At 38.0% G+C, this 20,994-nt stretch carries 19 protein-coding genes; all 19 read left to right on the plus strand.

Annotated elements, in window-relative coordinates; all coding sequences use genetic code 11:
• Positions 1 to 9 precede the first annotated feature (9 nt).
• Positions 10 to 1,530 (plus strand): oligosaccharide flippase family protein, encoded by a 1,521-nt coding sequence (locus tag KVT27_RS02745; protein WP_217580622.1) that lies wholly within the window; start codon positions 10 to 12, stop codon positions 1,528 to 1,530.
• Positions 1,521 to 2,510 (plus strand): glycosyltransferase family 2 protein, encoded by a 990-nt coding sequence (locus KVT27_RS02750; RefSeq protein ID WP_217580624.1) that lies wholly within the window; start codon positions 1,521 to 1,523, stop codon positions 2,508 to 2,510. The genes KVT27_RS02745 and KVT27_RS02750 overlap by 10 nt, the downstream gene beginning before the upstream one ends.
• A 127-nt stretch (positions 2,511 to 2,637) precedes the next feature.
• Positions 2,638 to 3,435, plus strand: a complete 798-nt coding sequence (locus KVT27_RS02755; protein ID WP_036124138.1) for a TIGR00282 family metallophosphoesterase — start codon at positions 2,638 to 2,640, stop codon at positions 3,433 to 3,435.
• A 178-nt stretch (positions 3,436 to 3,613) separates the two neighbouring features.
• On the plus strand, positions 3,614 to 3,880 hold the full coding sequence (locus KVT27_RS02760; RefSeq protein ID WP_004224903.1) for a stage V sporulation protein S: 267 nt from the start codon (positions 3,614 to 3,616) through the stop codon (positions 3,878 to 3,880).
• Positions 3,881 to 4,139: 259 nt separating this feature from the next.
• Positions 4,140 to 5,879 (plus strand): 2-oxoacid:acceptor oxidoreductase subunit alpha, encoded by a 1,740-nt coding sequence (locus tag KVT27_RS02765; protein ID WP_036124141.1) that lies wholly within the window; start codon positions 4,140 to 4,142, stop codon positions 5,877 to 5,879.
• Entirely contained in the window at positions 5,879 to 6,745 is an 867-nt protein-coding gene (locus tag KVT27_RS02770) for a 2-oxoacid:ferredoxin oxidoreductase subunit beta (protein ID WP_025114005.1), read from the plus strand. Before KVT27_RS02765 ends, KVT27_RS02770 begins: the two co-directional genes overlap by 1 nt.
• Positions 6,746 to 6,950: 205 nt before the next feature.
• Positions 6,951 to 7,328: a 2-oxoglutarate ferredoxin oxidoreductase subunit beta gene (locus KVT27_RS02775; RefSeq protein WP_254636038.1), complete on the plus strand. Its 378-nt coding sequence runs from the start codon at positions 6,951 to 6,953 to the stop codon at positions 7,326 to 7,328.
• A 231-nt stretch (positions 7,329 to 7,559) separates the two neighbouring features.
• The gene (locus KVT27_RS02780) at positions 7,560 to 8,648 is read left to right on the plus strand and encodes an ABC transporter substrate-binding protein (protein WP_208704568.1); all 1,089 of its coding nucleotides are present in this window, start codon (positions 7,560 to 7,562) and stop codon (positions 8,646 to 8,648) included.
• Complete coding sequence (locus tag KVT27_RS02785; RefSeq protein WP_036147503.1) at positions 8,638 to 9,474, plus strand: alkaline phosphatase family protein; 837 nt, start codon at positions 8,638 to 8,640, stop codon at positions 9,472 to 9,474. The genes KVT27_RS02780 and KVT27_RS02785 overlap by 11 nt, the downstream gene beginning before the upstream one ends.
• Positions 9,475 to 9,544: 70 nt before the next feature.
• Positions 9,545 to 10,390 (plus strand): ABC transporter permease, encoded by an 846-nt coding sequence (locus tag KVT27_RS02790; protein WP_008178897.1) that lies wholly within the window; start codon positions 9,545 to 9,547, stop codon positions 10,388 to 10,390.
• Positions 10,387 to 11,172 (plus strand): ABC transporter permease, encoded by a 786-nt coding sequence (locus tag KVT27_RS02795; RefSeq protein ID WP_036124153.1) that lies wholly within the window; start codon positions 10,387 to 10,389, stop codon positions 11,170 to 11,172. Before KVT27_RS02790 ends, KVT27_RS02795 begins: the two co-directional genes overlap by 4 nt.
• Positions 11,169 to 12,170 carry an ABC transporter ATP-binding protein gene (locus tag KVT27_RS02800; protein ID WP_036124155.1) on the plus strand — a complete coding sequence of 334 codons (1,002 nt, stop codon included), beginning with the start codon at positions 11,169 to 11,171 and terminating at the stop codon, positions 12,168 to 12,170. The genes KVT27_RS02795 and KVT27_RS02800 overlap by 4 nt, the downstream gene beginning before the upstream one ends.
• The gene (locus tag KVT27_RS02805; protein WP_008178893.1) at positions 12,167 to 12,949 is read left to right on the plus strand and encodes a DeoR/GlpR family DNA-binding transcription regulator; all 783 of its coding nucleotides are present in this window, start codon (positions 12,167 to 12,169) and stop codon (positions 12,947 to 12,949) included. Before KVT27_RS02800 ends, KVT27_RS02805 begins: the two co-directional genes overlap by 4 nt.
• The gene (locus KVT27_RS02810; RefSeq protein ID WP_217580628.1) at positions 12,949 to 13,959 is read left to right on the plus strand and encodes a histidinol phosphate phosphatase domain-containing protein; all 1,011 of its coding nucleotides are present in this window, start codon (positions 12,949 to 12,951) and stop codon (positions 13,957 to 13,959) included. Before KVT27_RS02805 ends, KVT27_RS02810 begins: the two co-directional genes overlap by 1 nt.
• 77 nt (positions 13,960 to 14,036) lie before the next feature.
• Positions 14,037 to 15,341 carry a carboxylate--amine ligase gene (locus KVT27_RS02815; RefSeq protein WP_042737542.1) on the plus strand — a complete coding sequence of 435 codons (1,305 nt, stop codon included), beginning with the start codon at positions 14,037 to 14,039 and terminating at the stop codon, positions 15,339 to 15,341.
• Positions 15,342 to 15,523: 182 nt separating this feature from the next.
• The gene (gene miaB / locus KVT27_RS02820; RefSeq protein ID WP_150908005.1) at positions 15,524 to 17,068 is read left to right on the plus strand and encodes a tRNA (N6-isopentenyl adenosine(37)-C2)-methylthiotransferase MiaB; all 1,545 of its coding nucleotides are present in this window, start codon (positions 15,524 to 15,526) and stop codon (positions 17,066 to 17,068) included.
• Positions 17,069 to 17,506 carry a YlbF/YmcA family competence regulator gene (locus tag KVT27_RS02825; protein ID WP_008178888.1) on the plus strand — a complete coding sequence of 146 codons (438 nt, stop codon included), beginning with the start codon at positions 17,069 to 17,071 and terminating at the stop codon, positions 17,504 to 17,506.
• A gap of 133 nt (positions 17,507 to 17,639) precedes the next feature.
• Positions 17,640 to 18,290, plus strand: a complete 651-nt coding sequence (cotE, locus tag KVT27_RS02830) for an outer spore coat protein CotE (RefSeq protein ID WP_175445510.1) — start codon at positions 17,640 to 17,642, stop codon at positions 18,288 to 18,290.
• Between the two features lie 127 nt (positions 18,291 to 18,417).
• On the plus strand, positions 18,418 to 20,988 hold the full coding sequence (mutS, locus tag KVT27_RS02835; RefSeq protein ID WP_217580630.1) for a DNA mismatch repair protein MutS: 2,571 nt from the start codon (positions 18,418 to 18,420) through the stop codon (positions 20,986 to 20,988).
• Positions 20,989 to 20,994: the final 6 nt, after the last annotated feature.

Here is a 20,994-nt window from a genome sequence, read left to right on the forward strand (position 1 = left end):
GGTGTGCTCATGAAAGAAATTAAGATTGGAGCCATTCTTTCGTATCTGACAATCGGCTGCACGATGATTTCTTCCCTTCTTTTTACCCCCTTTATGATTTCGCTTCTTGGACAGAAAGAATTTGGATTATATTCCTTAATGATTGTCCTTGTTGGCTATCTTTCTATTTTAGATTTGGGGTTGGGCAATGCGATTGTACGCTATATTGCTAGAAATAGAGCAATAGCTGATAAGGCATTAGAAGCATCATTAAACGGATTTTTTTTGAAATTATTTATGGGTATTGGCTGTCTTACATTATTGATAGGCTTTTTCCTATTTTCACAAGTACATATTATTTTTGGACAAAGCTTATCTGGAGACCAATTAGCCAAAGCCAAAGTAATGGGCTATATCATGACGATTAGTGTAGCGGTGCAATTTCCACTCGGTGTATTTACTTCCATCTTACAAGCATATGAAAAATTTATTTTTATCAAATTAACAACATTACTACAGGTGATTGTACAGCCTTTGACAATGTTGTTTTTTCTGTTACAGGGAACCGATGCGGTAACATTAATCTATATTATTGCTATTTATAATATTCTCTTTTTAGTGTTGGATGCCATTTATTGTATGAAAGTCTTATCCATCCAATTTACCTTTACTTTAAAAAACATAAAGCTTATAAAGGAAATTTTTATCTATTCTTTTTTCATTTTCATTACAGTCATTGTCGATAAAATCTATTGGCAAACGGATCAAGTGCTATTAGGCATATTCAAAGGGACTGAGGATGTGGCAATTTATGCGGTAGCTATGCAAATAGTGCTCATATTTATGTCACTTGCGTTAGCCATAAGTGGTTTATTTCTACCTCGTATTTCTATGCTTGTCACAAAAGAAGATGGCTTAGTAGAAATTAACCAATTATTCATTAAAGTGGGCGTCATTCAATTTTTAGTAGTTGGCTATATACTAGGTGGATTTTTTCTGTTTGGAAAAGAATTTTTATTACTGTGGTTAGGCAAGGATTTTATGGCCATCTATGCAATTGTTCTTATTATTATGGTGCCATTCAGTATTGATCTAATACAAAATTTAGGTATTAATGTGTTGAAGGCGAAGAATCTTTTTAAATTTAGAACCATTTTGTTAATAATAGTGGCAGTCGCCAATATCATTGTATCCATACCGGCTATCTATTTTTATGGAAAAATAGGCACAGCAATTATTACGGCATGTTCTTTATTTATTGGAAATGTAGTGATCATGAATATTTATTACTATAAAAAAATTGGTTTAGATATTTTAGGTTTTTGGCGGACAATTAGTAGGCTCGTTCTAGCATTTATATTGGCTATTTGCTGTAGTCAGCTTTTATGGGATTTAACGAAACCTCCCATTACTTGGGTCTCTATCATTCTTTACATTTTTTATTATACAGCTCTGGCAGGTGGGAGCCTTTTCTTTATTGGCATGACAAAAGAGCACAGAAGAAAGTGGTTAGAGTTATTACGTAAAGGAGGGGCAAAATTTTGGTCTTAGTAAGTGTGATTGTCCCTGTTTATAATGCCGAGAATTATTTGAACAAATGTCTTACGAGTATTTGTCATCAAAGTTTAAAGGACATTGAAATTATTACGATTAATGATGGTAGCGAAGATCAATCATTAATGGTATTACAAAATTTCGCACAGATGGATGCTCGTATAACTGTTTTAGATATTGACAATGGTGGTGTTAGCAAGGCAAGAAATTTAGGGATGGAACAAGCCAAGGGACAATATATTACTTTTGTTGATGCGGATGATTGGCTAGAGCTTACTATGCTGGAAGAACTGTTTCACGCCTGTAGGCTGACAGGTAGCAATATTGCTAAATGCGATTTATTTTGGCAGGAAGAAATAGGAAGTAGGCAGCTATATTATCCTTCAAAGACATACTTTACTTATAGCGCAACCGTTTGTTTAAATAAATTATTTACAGAAAAAGGTGAAAAGCATTTTGGCTTTGTCAGCTGTAAACTATATAAAAAATCCTTTATAGATTTGCATAAACTAAAATTTGATGAAACGATGAATTTTGCAGAAGACACAGTGTTTCTAACGAGAGCTGTTATAAAGAATCAATCCATCTGCTATGTTCCAAAACAGCTTTATTACTATAATGTAGGCAATCAAAATTCTCTCACATATAGAGCGATGAGCAATGTAAGAAATAATTATGATTTGTTGTATAAAAAGCTTTTTGAGGAATTACAGAGTGGAGAGGTTTATGAAAAAGTAAAAAATAGTTTTTTAAATTACCAATTTGAAGGGCTCCTTGTTATTCTTCATCAATGTCCAGCTAAACCACAGGCCATTAAAAATGCCCTTCAATCCTTTTTACGAGCGTATCCAGAAGTATTGAAGGTGAAATTAATGAACCGTAAACTACAACAATTCATTTTTTTAAAGCTCATAAAAATGAATTGGCTTACTTTATCCTCTACATTAATTTACATGAAGGTGAAAAGAGCAAAGTGATATAATGACCAGATATTTATTTTATTTTGCTTAATCCTCCACCTAGCGTTACAATTAATGATGTTATTCAAGGTACGTAAAGTCTGTTTTTTTAGAGACGTAATGGAAAGAAAGAGTGGTTGAAAAAATGAAAGTTTTATTTATTGGCGATATTGTTGGTTCAATTGGTCGGGATGCGGTAGAGAAATATTTACCTCGCTTAAAAAAGAAATATAATGTTGATGTTGTCATTGCCAATGGTGAAAATGCTGCTGCAGGACGCGGAATTACACATAATATTTATAATGACCTGCTACAAATGGGTGTAGATGTTATTACGATGGGTAATCATACATGGGATAATAAAGATATATTTGATTTTATTGATGATGCTGATTATTTAATACGTCCAGCCAATTTTTCTGAAGAAGCGCCAGGTAAAGGCATGGTGCAAATTTCTAAAAATGGTGTGACATTATCTGTCATTAATTTACATGGTCGTGTGTTTTTACCACCTCATGAGGACCCATTTGCCATGGCAGAAAAATTGATTGAAGAAGCTCGTCAAACGTCACCGCTTGTATTTGTAGATTTCCATGCGGAGGCAACTAGTGAAAAGATCGCTCTGGGCTGGCACTTAGATGGAAAGGCTTCTGCAGTTGTTGGGACGCATACACATGTACAAACAGCTGATGCACGCATTTATCCTAATGGAACAGCCTATATTACAGATGTAGGTATGACAGGTCCATATGATGAGATTTTAGGGATGACGAAGGAAAGTGTTATTTATAAATTCCAAACAAATATGCCGTCTCGTTTTGAAGTACCGAAAAAAGGCCGAGAAGTATTAAGTGGTTTCTTTGTAGAAATTGATAATCAAACAGGGAAGGCTAAATCCTGTGAACGTATTTATATAAATGAGGATTATCCATTCCAAGGTTAAAAAAGTCGAAGAATGTTGATTTACAGCGCTTTTACCGAGGAAACAGGATTCTTTGTGAAACTAGTCTATTTCCGTCTTGCGGAGCATAAAATGTGCTACGGACAATAACTTGAGGTCCAAAAAGGGGGACATGAGTTGTTGAGCGTAAACACTATTCGCGAAACGGGGAGGAATAATTGTGGATTCATTAAAAGTATCATCACGCTCTAATCCAAATTCAGTTGCAGGTGCATTAGTCGCGGTAATCAGAGAAAAAGGGCAAGCAGAAATGCAAGCAGTTGGGGCAGGTGCACTTAACCAAGCCGTGAAAGCAGTGGCCATCGCACGCGGATTTGTAGCGCCAAGTGGCACAGATTTAATTTGCGCGCCGGCGTTTGCCGATATTTTAATTGCTGGTGAAGAACGTACAGCCTTGAAGCTGCTAGTGGAAAAACGTATTCGATAAAAAGTAATAAGTAAAATGCCTTGTCACATAATAAAGTGACGGGCATTTTTTCGTTTTCCTGTTTACATATGATAGATGTCACTTGAAATAGGTGCGTTATTTTGCTTGGATTTGAAAATTACAACTTTATGAACACGATTTTCAGTCAAAGGTCTGATTTTCGCCTAAATCGTTGAGAAACAATAGTGCAGAAGGTTTCTTCGTGTTAAACTTATGAAGGAAAAATAATAGTACACATTGGATTTAAGGAGTTGTTGACATGTTACATCAGCTTTCATGGAAAGTCGGTGGGCAACAGGGTGAAGGGATTGAGAGTACAGGTGAAATCTTCTCAATGGCAATGAATCGTTTAGGGTATTTCCTATACGGTTACCGTCATTTCTCTTCTCGAATTAAAGGTGGCCATACGAATAATAAGATTACAGTTCGTCCAACAGAAGTACGTGCAATTGCGGATGATTTAGATATTCTAGTAGCATTCGATCAAGAAACAATCGATGTCAATTATAAAGAGCTTACAGAAAACGGTATTATTTTAGCGGATGCCAAATTTGATCCTGTTAAACCAGAAGATTCAAAGGCACCATTATTTGTAGTTCCGTTTACAGAAGTGGCAGCAGAGCTAGGCACTTCATTAATGAAAAACATGGTGGCAATTGGAGCAACAGCATCGTTACTAAATTTAGAGGACGCAGTGTTCCAAAATGTTGTCGATGATATCTTCGGTAAAAAAGGTGAAGAAGTCGTTCAAAAAAATATGGAAGCTATTACTCGCGGACGTCAAATCATGAATGAGCTTTTAGGTGATCGTATTGGCGAATGGGCGCTTGCGCCAGCAGATGGCAAACGCCGTATGTTTATGATTGGTAACGATGCTGTGGCGCTTGGTGCATTAGCTGCTGGGACACGCTTTATGGCAGCCTACCCAATTACACCAGCTTCTGAAATTATGGAGTATCTCATTAAGAAACTTCCAAAATTCGGTGGCACAGTTATCCAAACAGAGGATGAGATTGCCGCAGCAACAATGGCGATTGGTGCTAACTTTGGTGGTGTTCGATCCTTTACAGCATCAGCTGGTCCTGGTCTTTCATTGATGATGGAAGCAATCGGTCTTTCAGGTATGACGGAGCAACCATTAGTGGTCGTTGATACACAACGTGGAGGCCCATCAACTGGATTACCAACAAAACAGGAACAATCAGACTTAATGGCTATGCTTTATGGTACACATGGGGAAATCCCTAAAGTAGTCATTGCTCCTTCAACAATGGAGGAAGCATTTTTCGATACAATCCAAGCATTTAATATTGCAGAGGAATTGCAATTACCAGTTATCTTAATGACAGATTTACAATTATCGCTAGGGAAACAGTCTGTTGAACCATTTGATTACAATAAAATAGAAATTCGTCGCGGTAAAATTGTCATGGACGATTTAGAAGAAGCGGCAGATAAAGCTTATTTCAAACGCTATGAAGATACTGAAGATGGTATTTCACCGCGTGTATTGCCAGGGAAATTACATGGTATTCACCACGTTACTGGAGTGGAACATGATGAAACAGGTAAGCCATCTGAAGCTACGGGTAATCGTCAAACTCAAATGGATAAACGTTTCCGTAAGTTAGAGAATTTGAAATTTGATAATCCTGTGTTTGTGAATGCTCCACATGAAGAGGCGGATATTTTATTAGTAGGCTTTAACTCAACTAGGGGTGCAATTGAAGAAGTTCAAGAACGACTAAACGCGCAAGGAATGAAAGTGAATCATGCACATGTTCGCTTAATTCATCCATTCCCAACTGCGGAAATGGCACCACTTGTAGCGAAAGCGAAAAAAGTAGTCGTTGTGGAAAATAACTATACGGGTCAATTGGCAAATATTATGAAGATGAACGTAGGTGGTCACGATAAAATCGCGACAATCACTAAATATAACGGTACACCATTCTTGCCAGGTGAATTAGAAAATCGTGTGAAGGAGTTGACTCGCTAATGGCAACATTTAAGGATTTTCGTAATGCAGTAAAGCCAAACTGGTGCCCAGGTTGTGGAGACTTCTCTGTACAGGCAGCCATTCAACGTGCTGCTGCCAATGTTGGAATTGAACCAAATGAACTTGCAGTAATTTCTGGAATCGGTTGCTCAGGTCGTATTTCAGGCTATATCAATTCTTATGGATTCCATGGTATTCATGGTCGTGCACTTCCCATTGCACAAGGATTAAAAATGGCCAATCGTGATTTACATGTTATTGCTTCTGGTGGTGACGGTGATGGATTTGCGATCGGTATGGGGCATACGATTCATGCCATCCGTCGAAATATTGATATTACGTATATTGTCATGGATAACCAAATTTACGGCTTAACAAAGGGCCAAACATCTCCACGTTCTGCTGCTGGATTCATCACTAAATCCACACCAGGTGGAGCAATTGAGCCATCGTTAAAACCTTTAGAAGTAGCATTAACAAGTGGTGCTACATTTGTGGCACAAGGCTTCTCAACAGATATTAAAGAATTAACGGCTTTAATTGAAGCAGGGATCAACCATAAAGGCTTCTCATTCATCAATGTCTTTTCACCTTGTGTCACATATAATAAAGTGAACACATACGATTGGTTTAAAGAGAACTTAACAAAGTTAGCGGATGTTGAAGGTTATGATCACTCAGATCGTGGTATGGCGATGCGTACAGTGATGGAAAATGAGGGCTTAGTAACAGGAATTATATATCATGATACAGAAACAACATCTTATCAAGAGAAAGTACCTGGCTACTCCGAGTTACCATTAACAGATATCGATATTAAAATGAGTGAAAATGATTTCAATGAGCTAGTAAAAGAATTTATGTAATATGATAGAGTCAAAGCATTTGGACTGGTAATAGTCCAAATGCTTTTTTTGTTGTGAATGTATTGCATGTAGAGTTAGAAAACAGCGGTAATGATAGAAAAGTATGTGAATTCATTTTCAAGTTGTGAAACTAAAACAAATACAAGGGGGCTAGTAGAGGTAAAAATCACCCCGAAAATGCTACAATAAAAGAAAAAAAGAGGCGATGCACGTGAATAACGTCATTGATTTTATTGCAAAGAAAAAAGAACGTGAAGAAAGGCAGCGTGCGCAGGATTTAGAGCGTTATGTGGCGACACACTGCAATTTTAAACAACCAGAAAATATTGATGCACTCGTTGAGGGCAAACTGATAGAAGTCAAAGACCACTCGTTATTTCTGGGCTTTCTGTCCATTTTAAAGGATGAGCAAATAGAGCCGATGACTATATTTCAGGATGTCTTTACGTTAGAACCCCCTCGTTTTGAAATGTCTTACAATATGAGATGGTGGTCTGTTGTTCAACTAGCGTTTACATTTTTAACAATTTTAAAGGAAAATGAGCCGCATACATATGCTGATTTTTTAGGTCTCTCCAAATAATCTAAGTATGTGTACGTCTGGTCAATCACACGTACACATACAACACCCCCTATGTTCTTCAATTAATTTTTAACTCTCTATCCATCATTCTATTCATTCATAGGTATTTATAATTTCTCAATAATTTTTACTAAATATTTTAACGACCTCCATACTTGCTTAATGTTTGTTTTATACCATTACAGGTGTAAGCAAATAAAAATAAACAAAAACAAATGGAGGGTCCAACACATGGCAATTCAAAAGTTGTGGAAAAAAGGCTTAATTGGTGCATTAGCTATTTCCATGTTGGCAGCTTGTTCAGACAGTTCATCAGGTGCAAATGAGGTAAATGAAGATGTAACGCTTGAAGAAATTACTACAAAAGCAAAGGAAGAGGGAACTGTCAATTCTGTTGGAATGCCTGATACATGGGCGAACTGGGTGGAAACTTGGGAGGAGCTAGGAACTGAATATAGCATTAAACACAAAGATACAGATATGTCGAGTGCTGAAGAGCTAGCGAAGTTTGAAGCGGAGAAAGATGATGCTACAGCAGATATCGGTGATGTAGGGATTGCTTTTGGTCCAATTGCCAAGGACAAGGGTCTAACATTACCATACAAAACTTCTTACTGGGATGAGATACCTGATTGGGCAAAAGACGATGAAGGCCATTGGATCGTAGGCTATACTGGAACTATTTCATTTTTAACAGATAAAAATAATGTAAAAGATGCCCCTAAATCGTGGGAGGATTTAAAAAATGGCGATTATACAGTCAGCATTGGGGATGCGTTAACAGCTAACCAAGCACAGTTTGCTATTTTAGCAGCTGCTATGGCATTTGGTGGGGATGAATCCAATATTCAACCCGGGATTGATTTTTTTGCTGAGTTAGCGAAGCAAGGTAGATTACAGGGTGATCCATCGGTCGCAAACTTAGAAAAAGGAGAAATTGATGTCGCGATCTTGTGGGATTTCAATGCCTTAGGCTATCGTCACCAAATAGATGAGGACCGTTTTGATGTAGTGATACCAAATGAGGGATCTGTTACTTCAGGCTATGCGACGATCATTAACAAGTATGCGAAAAACCCACATGCGGCCATGCTAGCACGTGAATATATTTTATCTGATGCAGGTCAAGAAAATTTAGCAAAAGGCTATGCAAGACCAATTCGAGACAAAGTAGACCTACCACAGGATGTTAAAGATTTATTATTACCAGCTGATATGTATAACAATGCTCAGCCAGTAAACGATCAAAAGAAATGGGAAGAAACAACGAAGCAAATTCCACAATTATATCAGGAGCAGGTGTTAATCCATGCAAAATAAGAAACTAGTTCTTATTGTCGTTGACGCACTACGCTTTGATACTGCTTGTAGCCATATGGGATTTTTACACCATTTAGTAGAGCGAAAGGTAGCAGCGCGCTATAAAATTTGTTCGGAGGTTCCAGCGTTATCCAGACCATTGTATGAAACCATTTTAACAGGGACACCCCCCATCGTTCATGGTGTCACAAGCAATATGACCGTCCGTTTATCGACTCAACAAAGCGTCTTTCATGTTGCGAAGAAACACGGGTTGACTACTGCAGCCTCAGCCTATTATTGGGTAAGTGAACTTTATAACAGAGCACCATTTAACCATATGGCTGACAGAATTCAATTGGATACATCCTTACCAATTGACAATGGATTGTTCTATTTTGAGGATCATTATCCGGATAGTCATGTATTTGCAGATGCAGCGTGGTTAATGGATGAAAAGCAGCCTGATTTCCTTTATATTCATCCGATGAATGTTGATGATGATGGTCATAAATTTACTGCGGATTCCGCACAATATCGCAATCGTGTTTTAGCGATGGATGCCTTATTATCATTATTCATCCCAAAATGTATGGCGCAAGGGTATGAGGTCATTGTTACAGCGGATCATGGCATGACGAGTGATGGCAATCATGGAGGAACAACGGATGAGGATCGATATGTTCCACTATTTGTAATAGCCGATTCTGTCAAGGCAGGGATAAATGAGGGTGTTGTTTCACAATTACAAATTGCACCACTATGCTGTCATTTATTAAATATGGAGCCTACTGATGAGATGGTGCCACTTTTGCTTGAAGGTGTGTATGCAGCAAAAGAGGTTTAACTAATAATAGTCGCTCCTTTTAGACTGGAGCGACTATTATCCCATTGAGCAGCAGTAATTATAGAAAGAAGTGATTGTGTTGATATCGAAGCGGCAATCCATTGCCTGGCTTTCTCCTTTTCTAGTATTACTATTATTATTTTTCCTTGTCCCTTTATTGTATATGCTCATAACTAGCTTTCAAAATAGTGATGGCTTTACGCTGGCACAATACAAGGCGGTCTTTACAAACGGTTATATTCTACAGGGCTTTAAAAATAGTATTACCTTATCCGTCATTTCAGCTATTATCGCGTTAATGGTTACATTGTTCGCGGTCTATGCCATGATGAAGTTCTCTGAGCCAGTAAGGGAGAAAATTTTAATACTAACAAATTTAACATCTAATTTTTCGGGTATTCCATTAGCATTTGCTTTTATCGTGTTACTTGGCAACAGTGGTTTATTTACACTGTTATTTGAAAAATGGGATATTGATGCACTGTCATCATTTTCACTTTATAGTTGGGGTGGCCTTTTATTAATTTATATTTACTTTCAGCTTCCGCTATCGCTTATGCTGTTATATCCGATTTATGATGGAATCCAGCAGCAGTGGAAGGAGGCAGCTGCACTTTTAGGGGCATCCAGTTGGCAGTTTTGGATGAAAATTGGTTTACCAGTTATGCTACCAGGGATTGTCGGAACTTTTAGTGTGTTATTTGCTAATGCTATGGGGGCGTATGCCTCTGCCTATGCGCTGACGAGCAGTAATTATAACTTAGTGGCGATTCGTATTGGCTCATTAATAAAGGGTGATATCTTTGCCCAACCAGAGCTAGCAAGTGCGATAGCGGTCATTTTAGCCGTATCAATGGTAACGGCTATGTTAATTAGTGAGTGGAGCATCTCAAAAACAAGGAGGAAACTTAAATGAAGAAGAGGGGCTTGGCCGATTTATTTTTCCTCCTATTAGTTGGGTATCTTATATTGCCCGTTCTAGCAACAATGCTCTATGCTTTTGCATCAAAATGGAATAAAACGATATTACCTGAAGGATTTACACTAAAATGGTTTGCCGCATTGTTTCAGGATAGTGATTTTATTCAAGCATTTGGACGTTCAGTATTATTAGCAGGAGGTGCTGTTAGTATTGCACTCCTTGTTATTGTGCCAGCCATCTTCGTTATTGTCTTGTATTTTCCTACGTATGAAAAGTGGATACAGATGGCCGTTGTCATGGTTTATTCTTTTCCAGGAATCATTTTAGCGGTAGGACTTATCCGCGTTTATAGTCAAATAGGGATACCGATGATTTTCGTTGTTTTAGGGGCCTATGTTGTTGGCATTCTACCTTATATCTATCAGGGCACACGAAATAGTTTGCGAAATATAGATGCAAGGCAACTTCTTGATGCAGCTCAATTGCTTGGCGCCTCTAAAAGGCAAGCATTCATAAAAATTTTACTGCCTACAGTTTATCCCGGCTTATTTGCAGGTGCGCTGTTATCTTTCTCTGTTTTATTTGGCGAATTTGTCTTAATTAATCTTGTTGTGGGCTCTCGCTTTGAAACCGTTCAAATTTATTTAATGAAAAAACTTAGTGCAAGTGGACATATTGCTAGTGCAGTAGTTTTCATTTATATCGTGCTGATGGGTTTATTAACATTTGTCATTGCAATAGTAACGAAACGATCGAAAGGTGCTACAAATCTATGAGTTATCTTGTTATTGAAGGGCTTCATAAAAACTATGGGTCATCAACTGTTTTATCGAATATTAATATGAAAATTGACAAAGGTGAATTTATTACTTTATTAGGACCAAGTGGCTGTGGAAAGAGTACGATTCTTCGTATTGTTGCAGGCTTAACGGATGCAACGGCAGGCAAAATTTCCATTGAAGGCAAAGATATGAATGGTGTACAACCGAAGGATCGTCAAGTAGGGATGGTTTTTCAATCCTATGCACTTTTCCCGAATATGACCGTGCAAGAAAATGTCGCCTTTGGTTTGCGCATGCAAAAAGAGAATTCAGTTGAGCTAGAACAGCGCGTTCAAGACATGTTGGAGCTTGTTCATTTAAGCGAAAAAAAGCACGCTTATCCGAAAGAACTATCAGGAGGTCAACAGCAACGTGTTGCACTAGCGCGAGCGTTAATTGTCCGACCTAAAGTATTGTTATTAGACGAGCCACTTAGTGCGCTAGATGCTCAAATACGTAAGAAGCTTCAGGCAGATTTACGGACCATTCAACGGAAGCTCAATATGACGATGATTTTAGTAACGCATGATCAGGAAGAGGCCATGGCTGTTTCAGATAGAATATTTGTAATGAATAATGGCAGTATTGCACAAAGTGGGACACCAACTGAGATTTATACAAGACCTAATAATGAATTTATTGCTAATTTTATTGGGCATTATAATGTTTTTTCCCGACAGGTTTTACAGCAAATGCTCGGAGAATCTTTACCAGAGCCATACCGTAAATTTGCGATTCGTCCTGAAGCTTTGCATTTCGATAAAAGAAATGGTGATCTGTGTTTAACAGGGATAGCGAAACAATCATTAATGAGTGGCAATATCATTCGAACAATGTTTGAGGGGGAGGTCTTTTTTACAATGGAGCAGCTGCATCAACAGGGCTATTCAATTGAAATGGGAGCAACCTATAAGTGTTATGTCGCAAAAGAAGATGTGATTGCATTATCATGACTTACGCAAAACTAGAAAGATTCGAATTCATATTAAAACAATTAGAGTGGGAAGGGAAAATAATTGTAGCGAATATTGCTGACGCACTTCAAGTAGCTCCTGAAACAATACGAAGAGACTTTGATGAATTAGAGCAACAGCGTTTATTAACAAGAGTGCATGGAGGAGCTATTAAATATACGAACGTACGCAATGAGCCTGCCTTTTTGCGTAAGCTACAAATGCAGAAAGAGGCTAAGCGTCAAATTGCTCGTATGGCCGCAAAACGGATTAGCGATGGAGATACGATAGCAATTGATACGGGGACGACAACGGTTCATATTGCAGATTTTCTACTAGCTGTTGATGATATAACAGTTGTTACAAACTCAATTGCAGCAGCTGTCCAGTTTAATTTAGCGATAGAGGAAAGACGCATGACTGGGAAGGTTATTTTACTAGGCGGTACTGCGAATCCTCGACAATCCTCTGTCGCAGGAGCAATGACTTTGGAAATGTTAGATAATATGAATTTTGATAAAGCATTTATTTCATGTGGTGGCATTAGTGATGGTGTTGTTTACGATTATGATTTAGATGAATCTCTCATTTCAAAAAAAATGCAAAAGCATAGTAAGGTCAATTATTTATTAGCGGATGCATCGAAAATTAATGGAAAATCATTTTTTCAAATCTGTCATCTTGAAGAATGCACGGAAATTTTTTGTGAAAATACCTGTCCATTAGAATGGCAAGCTTATGAAGAAAAATGGACGGTGTGTAATGGAGGGAAAAGTTAATGACAATTGATTATCATGTACATTTAGAAGAGGGGCCTTATTCATCGCGCTGGCTAGAGCGTACATCACAGGCGCTTGAGTTCTTTCAACATGTGGATGCTACTGCACAAGGTTCAAAGGAGCAGATGATCTTTCAATTACAGAGGTTAACAAAGAGAGTTCAAAATGGCTGCTATAGTGAGGAATGGTTGGATTTATATCTTCAGAAAGCAAAGCAGCTTGGTTTACGAGAGGTTGGCATTGTTGATCACTTATATCGTTTTAAGGAGACGCGTGCTTACTTCGAGCGCTTTATGAAATTGGACGATAGTGAGATTGGTCAATTACAGCGATATTGGCTAGATCGTGTCATGACAGAAAATATCGATACTTTTGTCTCTACCATTCAGCAGGCGAAGGAAAAATGGCACCGAGAAGGCATTGCCTTGAAGCTAGGTATAGAGGCAGATTATTTTATAGGTGGGAAAATGGAGCTAACTTCATTATTAGACGAACATCCATGGGATTATGTAATCGGTTCAGTTCATTTTGTAGATGGCTGGGGCTTTGATAATCCCCAAACAGAATATCTATTTAAGCAAATGAGTCCGCAAGCATTACAAGAAAACTATGAGCGCTTTTTTTTGACTGTTGAAAACATGATACAGTCCGAACTATTTGATTTTGTGGCCCATCTGGACAACTTTAAAGTATTTAATTATCAGGTAGAGGATCAGGCATTTCTAAAAGTGTGGTATGTACGTATCGCACAAGCTTTAACGTCAACTGAAACCGCCACGGAGATCAATGCAGGGTTGTATTATCGTTATCCTGTAAAAGAAATGTGCCCTGGCCCTCGCTTTTTACAAACCTTACTTGATTATGGGGTTATTTTTACAGTTTCCTCAGATGCCCATTTTCCTGATGATTTAGGAAAGTATACATTTGCCAATACAGACTTGCTAAAGAGCCATGGGGTTCAATCCATCGTCTCTTTTGAACAACGCATTAAAAAATTTATAGAAATATAGATACGGGAGAAGGCACTAAAGATTTATATTAGTGTCTTTTATTTGTGCTACATATGTCCAATCTAGTTCGCATACAAATGAATAAATTCATTTTTACTAGAGAGGCGATCGAATTGTCATACCTACATGTACAACCATTTTTGCCTATTGTTATACAATCAGGACAGCATGCCTACGGGGTAGCGCGTTCATTTTATGAGGCCTATACTATTAAGAGCCTTGTCATCGAGCCAGCTAGAAAGCGGGGGAATTTCCCATCATTTTTCTCCAGTGGTACGCGGGGAATCGCCACGCAAAATAGTGGTATCCTTGACTTTCAATATGTAGAGAATTTAGATGACCCTAATCATTTTGTTCAAGCGCTGTTGACGCTGGCAAAGCAGTTTCAGCATCAACGATTAATTTTATTAGTTTGCGACTGCTTCTACGCAGAGCTGATCATTCAAAATAAAGAGCAGCTAGAAAAATATTTTATTTTACCCTATATCGATCAAGCTTTGCTCAAGAAGGTTCAAACGAAGGAAAAATTTTATCAACTTTGTGACTTGTATAAGTTAAAATACCCTCAAACAGTGACTGTAACAAAGGAACAACAGACAAACTGCTTCATACCATTCCAATACCCAATCATTATTAAACCTTCCAATTCTGTGGCGTACTCTAGCTGCTTCTTTCCTGAGAAGAAAAAAATTTATCTAGTCCATAATGACAGCGAGATGCAACAAATTGTTCGCAGTATTTATCGCTCAAGCTATCAAGATACTTTAATTTTACAAGAGTTTATCCCCGGTGATGATTCGTTCATTCGCGTATTAGACGTGTATGTAGGGAGAGATAAAAAAGTGAAATTGATGTGTTTAAGCAATAAGCTTTTTGAGGACCCCTCCCCGCTAAACAAAGGTATCTCTTTAGCTGTCATGATCGATTATGATGAGCAATTGATGGATACAATCCGGCATCTGTTAGAGGACATCGGTTATACGGGCTTTGCCAATTTTGATATGAAATATGATCCGCGTGATGGGGAGTATAAGTTATTTGAGCTCAATTTACGAGCCGGTTCTTCCAGCTATTATGTAACAGCGAGCGGCCATAACTTCATGCAATATGTAGTGAATGATCATCTATTCCACATCCCGCTTGAACGAACATATGTCCAAACTAAGCATTTGTGGTCACTACTGCCTCCAAAAACTTTATATAAATGTATGGGGAATGAAAAATTAAAAATTGAAGCAAAACGATTAGTGAAACAAGGCCAATATACAAATGCTTTATTTTATAAAGAGGATATGAGTATGAAGCGTTGGGTCAAGCTGAAATTATACAATGGATACTTATATATAAAGCATAGGAAGTATTTTATTGATCGTAACGTTTAGCTCTCTTATTAGATAAGATAAAACTTGAAATTGGACGGATGTATCCTTTCAGCTACTTGTAATTAAGTCGAAACCACGACATTTGAAGCGCAAGCCTTGTAGGAAGTATCAACTATTCAGTATAATAGTAAGATGGAAATTCAAGTGCATGGATTTCGTTTGAAAGGAGTTACCCGATTGCGATGAATGAGGAACAACGCTTAGCTAATCAACAGGTCAATCAACCAAAAAAAGAAGACAAGCCTGAAAAGGATTACAGTAAATATTTTGAGAAGGTCTTTACGGCACCTTCCTTAAAAGATGCTAAAAAACGTGGTAAAGAAGATGTAAAATACCATAAGGATTTTACCATTGACGAACAATTTGCAGGAATGGGTAAAGATCGTACTTTCTACATTCGTACTTATGGCTGCCAAATGAATGAGCATGACACAGAAGTAATGGCTGGTATTTTTATGCAGTTGGGTTACACACCAACTGAAATAATTGAAGAAGCTGACGTCGTCTTGCTGAATACATGTGCCATTCGAGAAAATGCAGAAAACAAAGTATTTGGAGAACTTGGTTTCCTGTTGAAATATAAACGAAAAAACCCAGAGATGCTAATCGGGGTTTGTGGCTGTATGTCGCAAGAGGAGTCGGTTGTAAATAAAATTTTAAGAAGCTATCCACATGTCGATATGGTTTTTGGAACGCATAATATTCACCGCCTTCCAAACATTCTTAAAGAAGCTTATATGTCGAAAGAAATGGTCGTAGAGGTTTGGTCTAAAGAAGGCGATGTGATTGAAAATCTGCCGAAGAAACGTCTTGGTTCCATTAAAGCATGGGTTAATATTATGTATGGTTGCGATAAATTCTGTACGTATTGTATCGTACCCTATACACGTGGAAAAGAGCGGAGTCGTCGTCCAGAGGAGATCATTTCTGAGGTCCGAGAGCTAGCGGCTGCAGGCTATCAGGAGATTATGTTGCTTGGTCAAAATGTCAACGCTTACGGGAAAGACTTTGAGGATATCGAATATCGTCTTGGGGATTTAATGGATGCTTTAAGAAAAATTGATATTCCACGTATTCGTTTTACAACGAGTCACCCTCGAGATTTCGATGATCAACTAATCGAAGTACTTGCAAAACGTGGTAATTTAGTAGAACATATTCATTTGCCAGTACAATCTGGCTCTAATGACATTTTGAAAATTATGGCTCGTAAATATACACGTGAGCATTTCCTGACATTAGTAGAAAAAATTAAAGCTGCAATTCCTGAAGTAACATTAACGACAGATATTATCGTTGGCTACCCAAACGAAACGGAGGAACAATTTGAGGAAACGCTTTCCTTATACCGTGAAGTTGGCTTTGAGGCAGCATTTACGTATATCTATTCTCCTCGTGAAGGGACACCGGCTGCAAAAATGGTCGATAATGTACCTGAAGAAGTGAAAAAGGAACGACTTCAACGTTTAAATGAAGTAGTAGGTGAGTATTCTCGCAAAGCCTTAGAGCGTTTAAATGGTGAGATTGTCGAAGTATTAGTTGAAGGAACAAGTAAACGACGAGATGATGTGCTAGCAGGCTATACGCGAAAAAATCGTCTGGTTAACTTTAAAGCACCAGCAGAAGTAATTGGTCAATTAGTAAAAGTTAAAATTATAGAGACTACATCTTATTCACTTACTGGTGAGTTTTTGGAAGTCGTAAAAAATGAAAAGGTGGAAGCGTAAATGACACAAATCTTATTCACAAAAGAAGATTTAATTAAAAAATCACATGAAATTGCACATATGATTGCAAATACACCAGAGGTTGAATTTTTCAAAAAGGCAGAAGCTCAAATCAATGAAAATCAACAAGTACGTGAACGAATTGCTAGTCTAAAAAGTTTACAAAAACAAGCGGTTAATTTCCAACACTTAGGAAAAGAAAAAGCGCTAAAAATGATTGAAGATAAAATTGCTAAAATCGAAGAAGAAATTAATGACATCCCAGTTGTGCAACAATTTAAAGAATCACAAGGTGATGTAAATGATTTATTGCAATTAGTATCAAATACGATCGCTAATAATGTAACGAATGAAATTATCCGCTCAACAGGTGGCGATGTGCTACGTGGTGAAACGGGTTCATATGTAGACAATTCTCAACCAGGTAGCTGTTCTTAACAGATGATAGAAGTAAAGCTCGAATGACAGCATTCGAGCTTTTTTTATGTTTATTTCTATGGAGGAATGCTCACGCTATAGCAGTCATCTTTCGAAAAGAGTTGTGGAGGAATCATTTAATTCTCTAAAATATATGTTCACCCAATGGGCGCTACCTGCATATGATGGAGTGAAAAGAGTCGAAGGAGGAATTGCGCTGAAACGTTTACGACAAATCGTGACGAAAGCAGTAGTTGCCAAAGGGAAGAAGAGAACGGAAGAGCGTGTAACATTATCACCAACAAATAAACCGACAAGTATTTTAGGATGCTGGGTAATTAACCATACTTGCTCTGCTAAAAGAGTCGGGAAATTTGTAGAAGTAACAGGGAAATTTGATGTCAATGTATGGTATGCCTATAGTAATCATTCAAAGACAGCTGTGTTTTCGGAAACAATTCACTATAAAGACAAAGTGAAGCTTCACTATCGAGAAGGGGAAATTAGCGTTGGTGATGATGTTCGTGTACGGGTAATACAAGAACCGAATTGTATTGAAGCAGTAATTTCTTCATGTGGGACGAAATTTGAAATTGTAGTAGAACGTGAAGTGGTTGTGGAAGTAATGGGTGAAACAACAATTTGTATTAGTGTACATCCGCTAGATTATGAAGAAGACTGGAGCCTTAATGATGAGAGTTCATCATCATCGTCCTCATCTAGCTCAAGCTCATCGTCAAGCTCTGATGGAGAAGGTAGGTATGTATTAGAGTCGTCATCGTTTCCTGATGAACGACCAAGATAATTTTAGAAACCATCATTTTTCGATACATGCGAAACGCTAGCATCTTAAAAAAGGTGAATGAAGCGTTTCGCATGTATCTTTTGTTATAATAAAACTATCTATAGGTAAGAGCGAGGTAAATATTTATATGACAACATATACACCAATGATGCAACAGTATCTACAGGTTAAAGAAGATTACAAGGATGCCTTTTTATTTTTTAGATTAGGTGACTTTTATGAAATGTTTTTTGAGGATGCCATTAATGCCTCACAAATTCTAGAAATTACGTTAACGAGCCGGGATGCTGGCGCAAAAGAACGAATTCCAATGTGTGGTGTGCCGCATCATTCGGCTAAAAATTATATTGAAACACTTGTGCAAAAAGGCTATAAAGTGGCTATTTGTGAACAAACAGAAGATCCAAAGCAAGCAAAAGGCGTGGTCAAACGTGAAGTGGTTCAACTCATCACACCCGGTACAATTATGGAAGGTAAGACACTTGAAGGGAAATCCAATCATTTTATTGGAGCAGCCGAACAACTGAATGACACAACATTCGGCTATGCATATTTAGATTTATCAACAGGTGAAGCCGTGGCTTCGTCCATTGAAGGTGATGGCAAAGCATTATTAATGCAAATGCAGGCTTATGGTATTCGGGAACTTATTGTAACGGATGGTTTACAGTTATTGTTAGCAGAACATGCTGCAAATGCCGCCATTGTACTATCAGTGGAAGCCGATGAAATGACGGTGGATAAAGCAGCTAGCTATGTAGAAGCTGTTCCACCAGCCCTACAAATTTCATGCCTTCGATTATTGGCCTATATAGATAAAACACAAATGCGTTCGTTATCACATATTCAAGCATTTACGTTTAATGAAATGAAACATTATTTACGCATTGATTCTAGCTCAAAGCGAAATTTAGAGCTCATTCAATCCATTCGCGGTGGAGATCAAAAAGGGACACTGTTATGGTTGCTCGATGATACTGTCACAGCAATGGGTGGCCGTAAATTAAAACAATGGCTACATCAGCCGCTTGCCACACGCTCGGCTATTGAGTCTAGACTAGCGATTGTGACTGATTTATTAGAAGAATATTTTGTTCGAACAGAGTTACAAACTGCTTTAAAACAGGTATATGATTTAGAGCGGCTAGCTGGTCGCGTTGCTTTCGGCAATGTAGGTGGCCGTGATTTAGCGCAATTACGTGATTCGTTGCGCCAAGTGCCAGCTATTCAGCAGCAGTTAATAGGTGCGGGTAAGGAGACACTCCAACAATTAGGGGAAGCTCTCGATACATGTACAGCTGTTGAGGAGCTTTTAGCAAATGCCATAACGGATAATCCACCAATTACCATTAAAGAAGGGGATGTGATTCGAGACGGCTATCATGAACGATTAGACGAGCTTCGATATGCCGCTCGCAATGGTAAGGATTGGATTGCTCAGCTCGAGCAAGAAGAGCGTTTGAAAACAGGCATTAAAAACTTAAAAATTGGCTATAATCGCATCTTTGGTTATTATATTGAAATTACAAAATCTAATATCCATTTAGCGGATTTAACTCGTTATGAGCGCAAACAGACGCTAGCTAATGCAGAGCGCTATATTACACAGGAATTAAAAGAAAAAGAAGCATTGATTTTAAATGCTGAAGAAGAAAGCCTAACACTAGAGTACAACCTATTTGTAGAAATTCGGGATGCATTAAAGGAATTTATTCCACGTGTACAAGCACTGGCAGCGAGCATAAGTGAGTTAGATGTTTTACTAAGCTTTGCGAGTATCTCAGAAAAATATCGTTTTACAAAACCTCAATTCCATAATGGACGAGCGCTTGAAATCATTGAAGGTCGCCATCCTGTTGTAGAAAAAATATTGAATAAGCAAATGTATGTACCAAACGATTGTGTGCTAGAAGAACAGAATAATATGATGCTTATTACTGGGCCGAATATGTCTGGTAAAAGTACCTATATGCGTCAGGTAGCATTAATTGTTGTCATGGCACAAATGGGCTGCTATGTACCTGCTGAAAAGGCGAAGCTACCTATTACTGACCAAATTTTCACGCGCATCGGAGCAGCTGATGATTTAGCAGCAGGGCAATCTACATTTATGGTAGAAATGCTTGAATCTCAACACGCCATTATGCATGCTACAAAAAACAGTTTAATGTTATTTGATGAAATAGGTCGTGGTACCTCTACTTATGATGGGATGAGTTTAGCTCAATCCATGATGGAATATATTCATGACAAAATTGGTGCCAATACGTTGTTTTCTACGCATTATCATGAATTAACAGCTCTTGAAAAGGATTTACCACGCTTACAAAATGTACATGTTGCAGCGACCGAAAAAAATGGCATGGTTGTGTTCCTGCATAAGGTGAAAAAAGGTGCTGCTGATAAATCATATGGTATTCATGTGGCACAATTAGCGCAATTACCAGAAGAAATTTTGGCAAGAGCACGTGTGCTATTGGAAAACTTTGAGGCTGGGAACGAAGTAGTGGCTGAAACACAGAAAATAGCAGAACCGCCACTGCAAATGTCCTTATTTACTGAAGAAGAGCCAATTGCACCAGCTGGGGCAGAGGTGTTAAAAAAATTAGAGAAAGTTAATATTTTAGGAACTTCACCGATGCAGGCAATGAATATTTTATATGAGTTGCAGCAAGAGTTATTAAACATGAAAAAATAAAGGAGT

Source organism: Lysinibacillus sp. GbtcB16, from assembly GCF_019091145.1.
In the GTDB taxonomy this organism is placed as follows: domain Bacteria; phylum Bacillota; class Bacilli; order Bacillales_A; family Planococcaceae; genus Lysinibacillus; species Lysinibacillus fusiformis.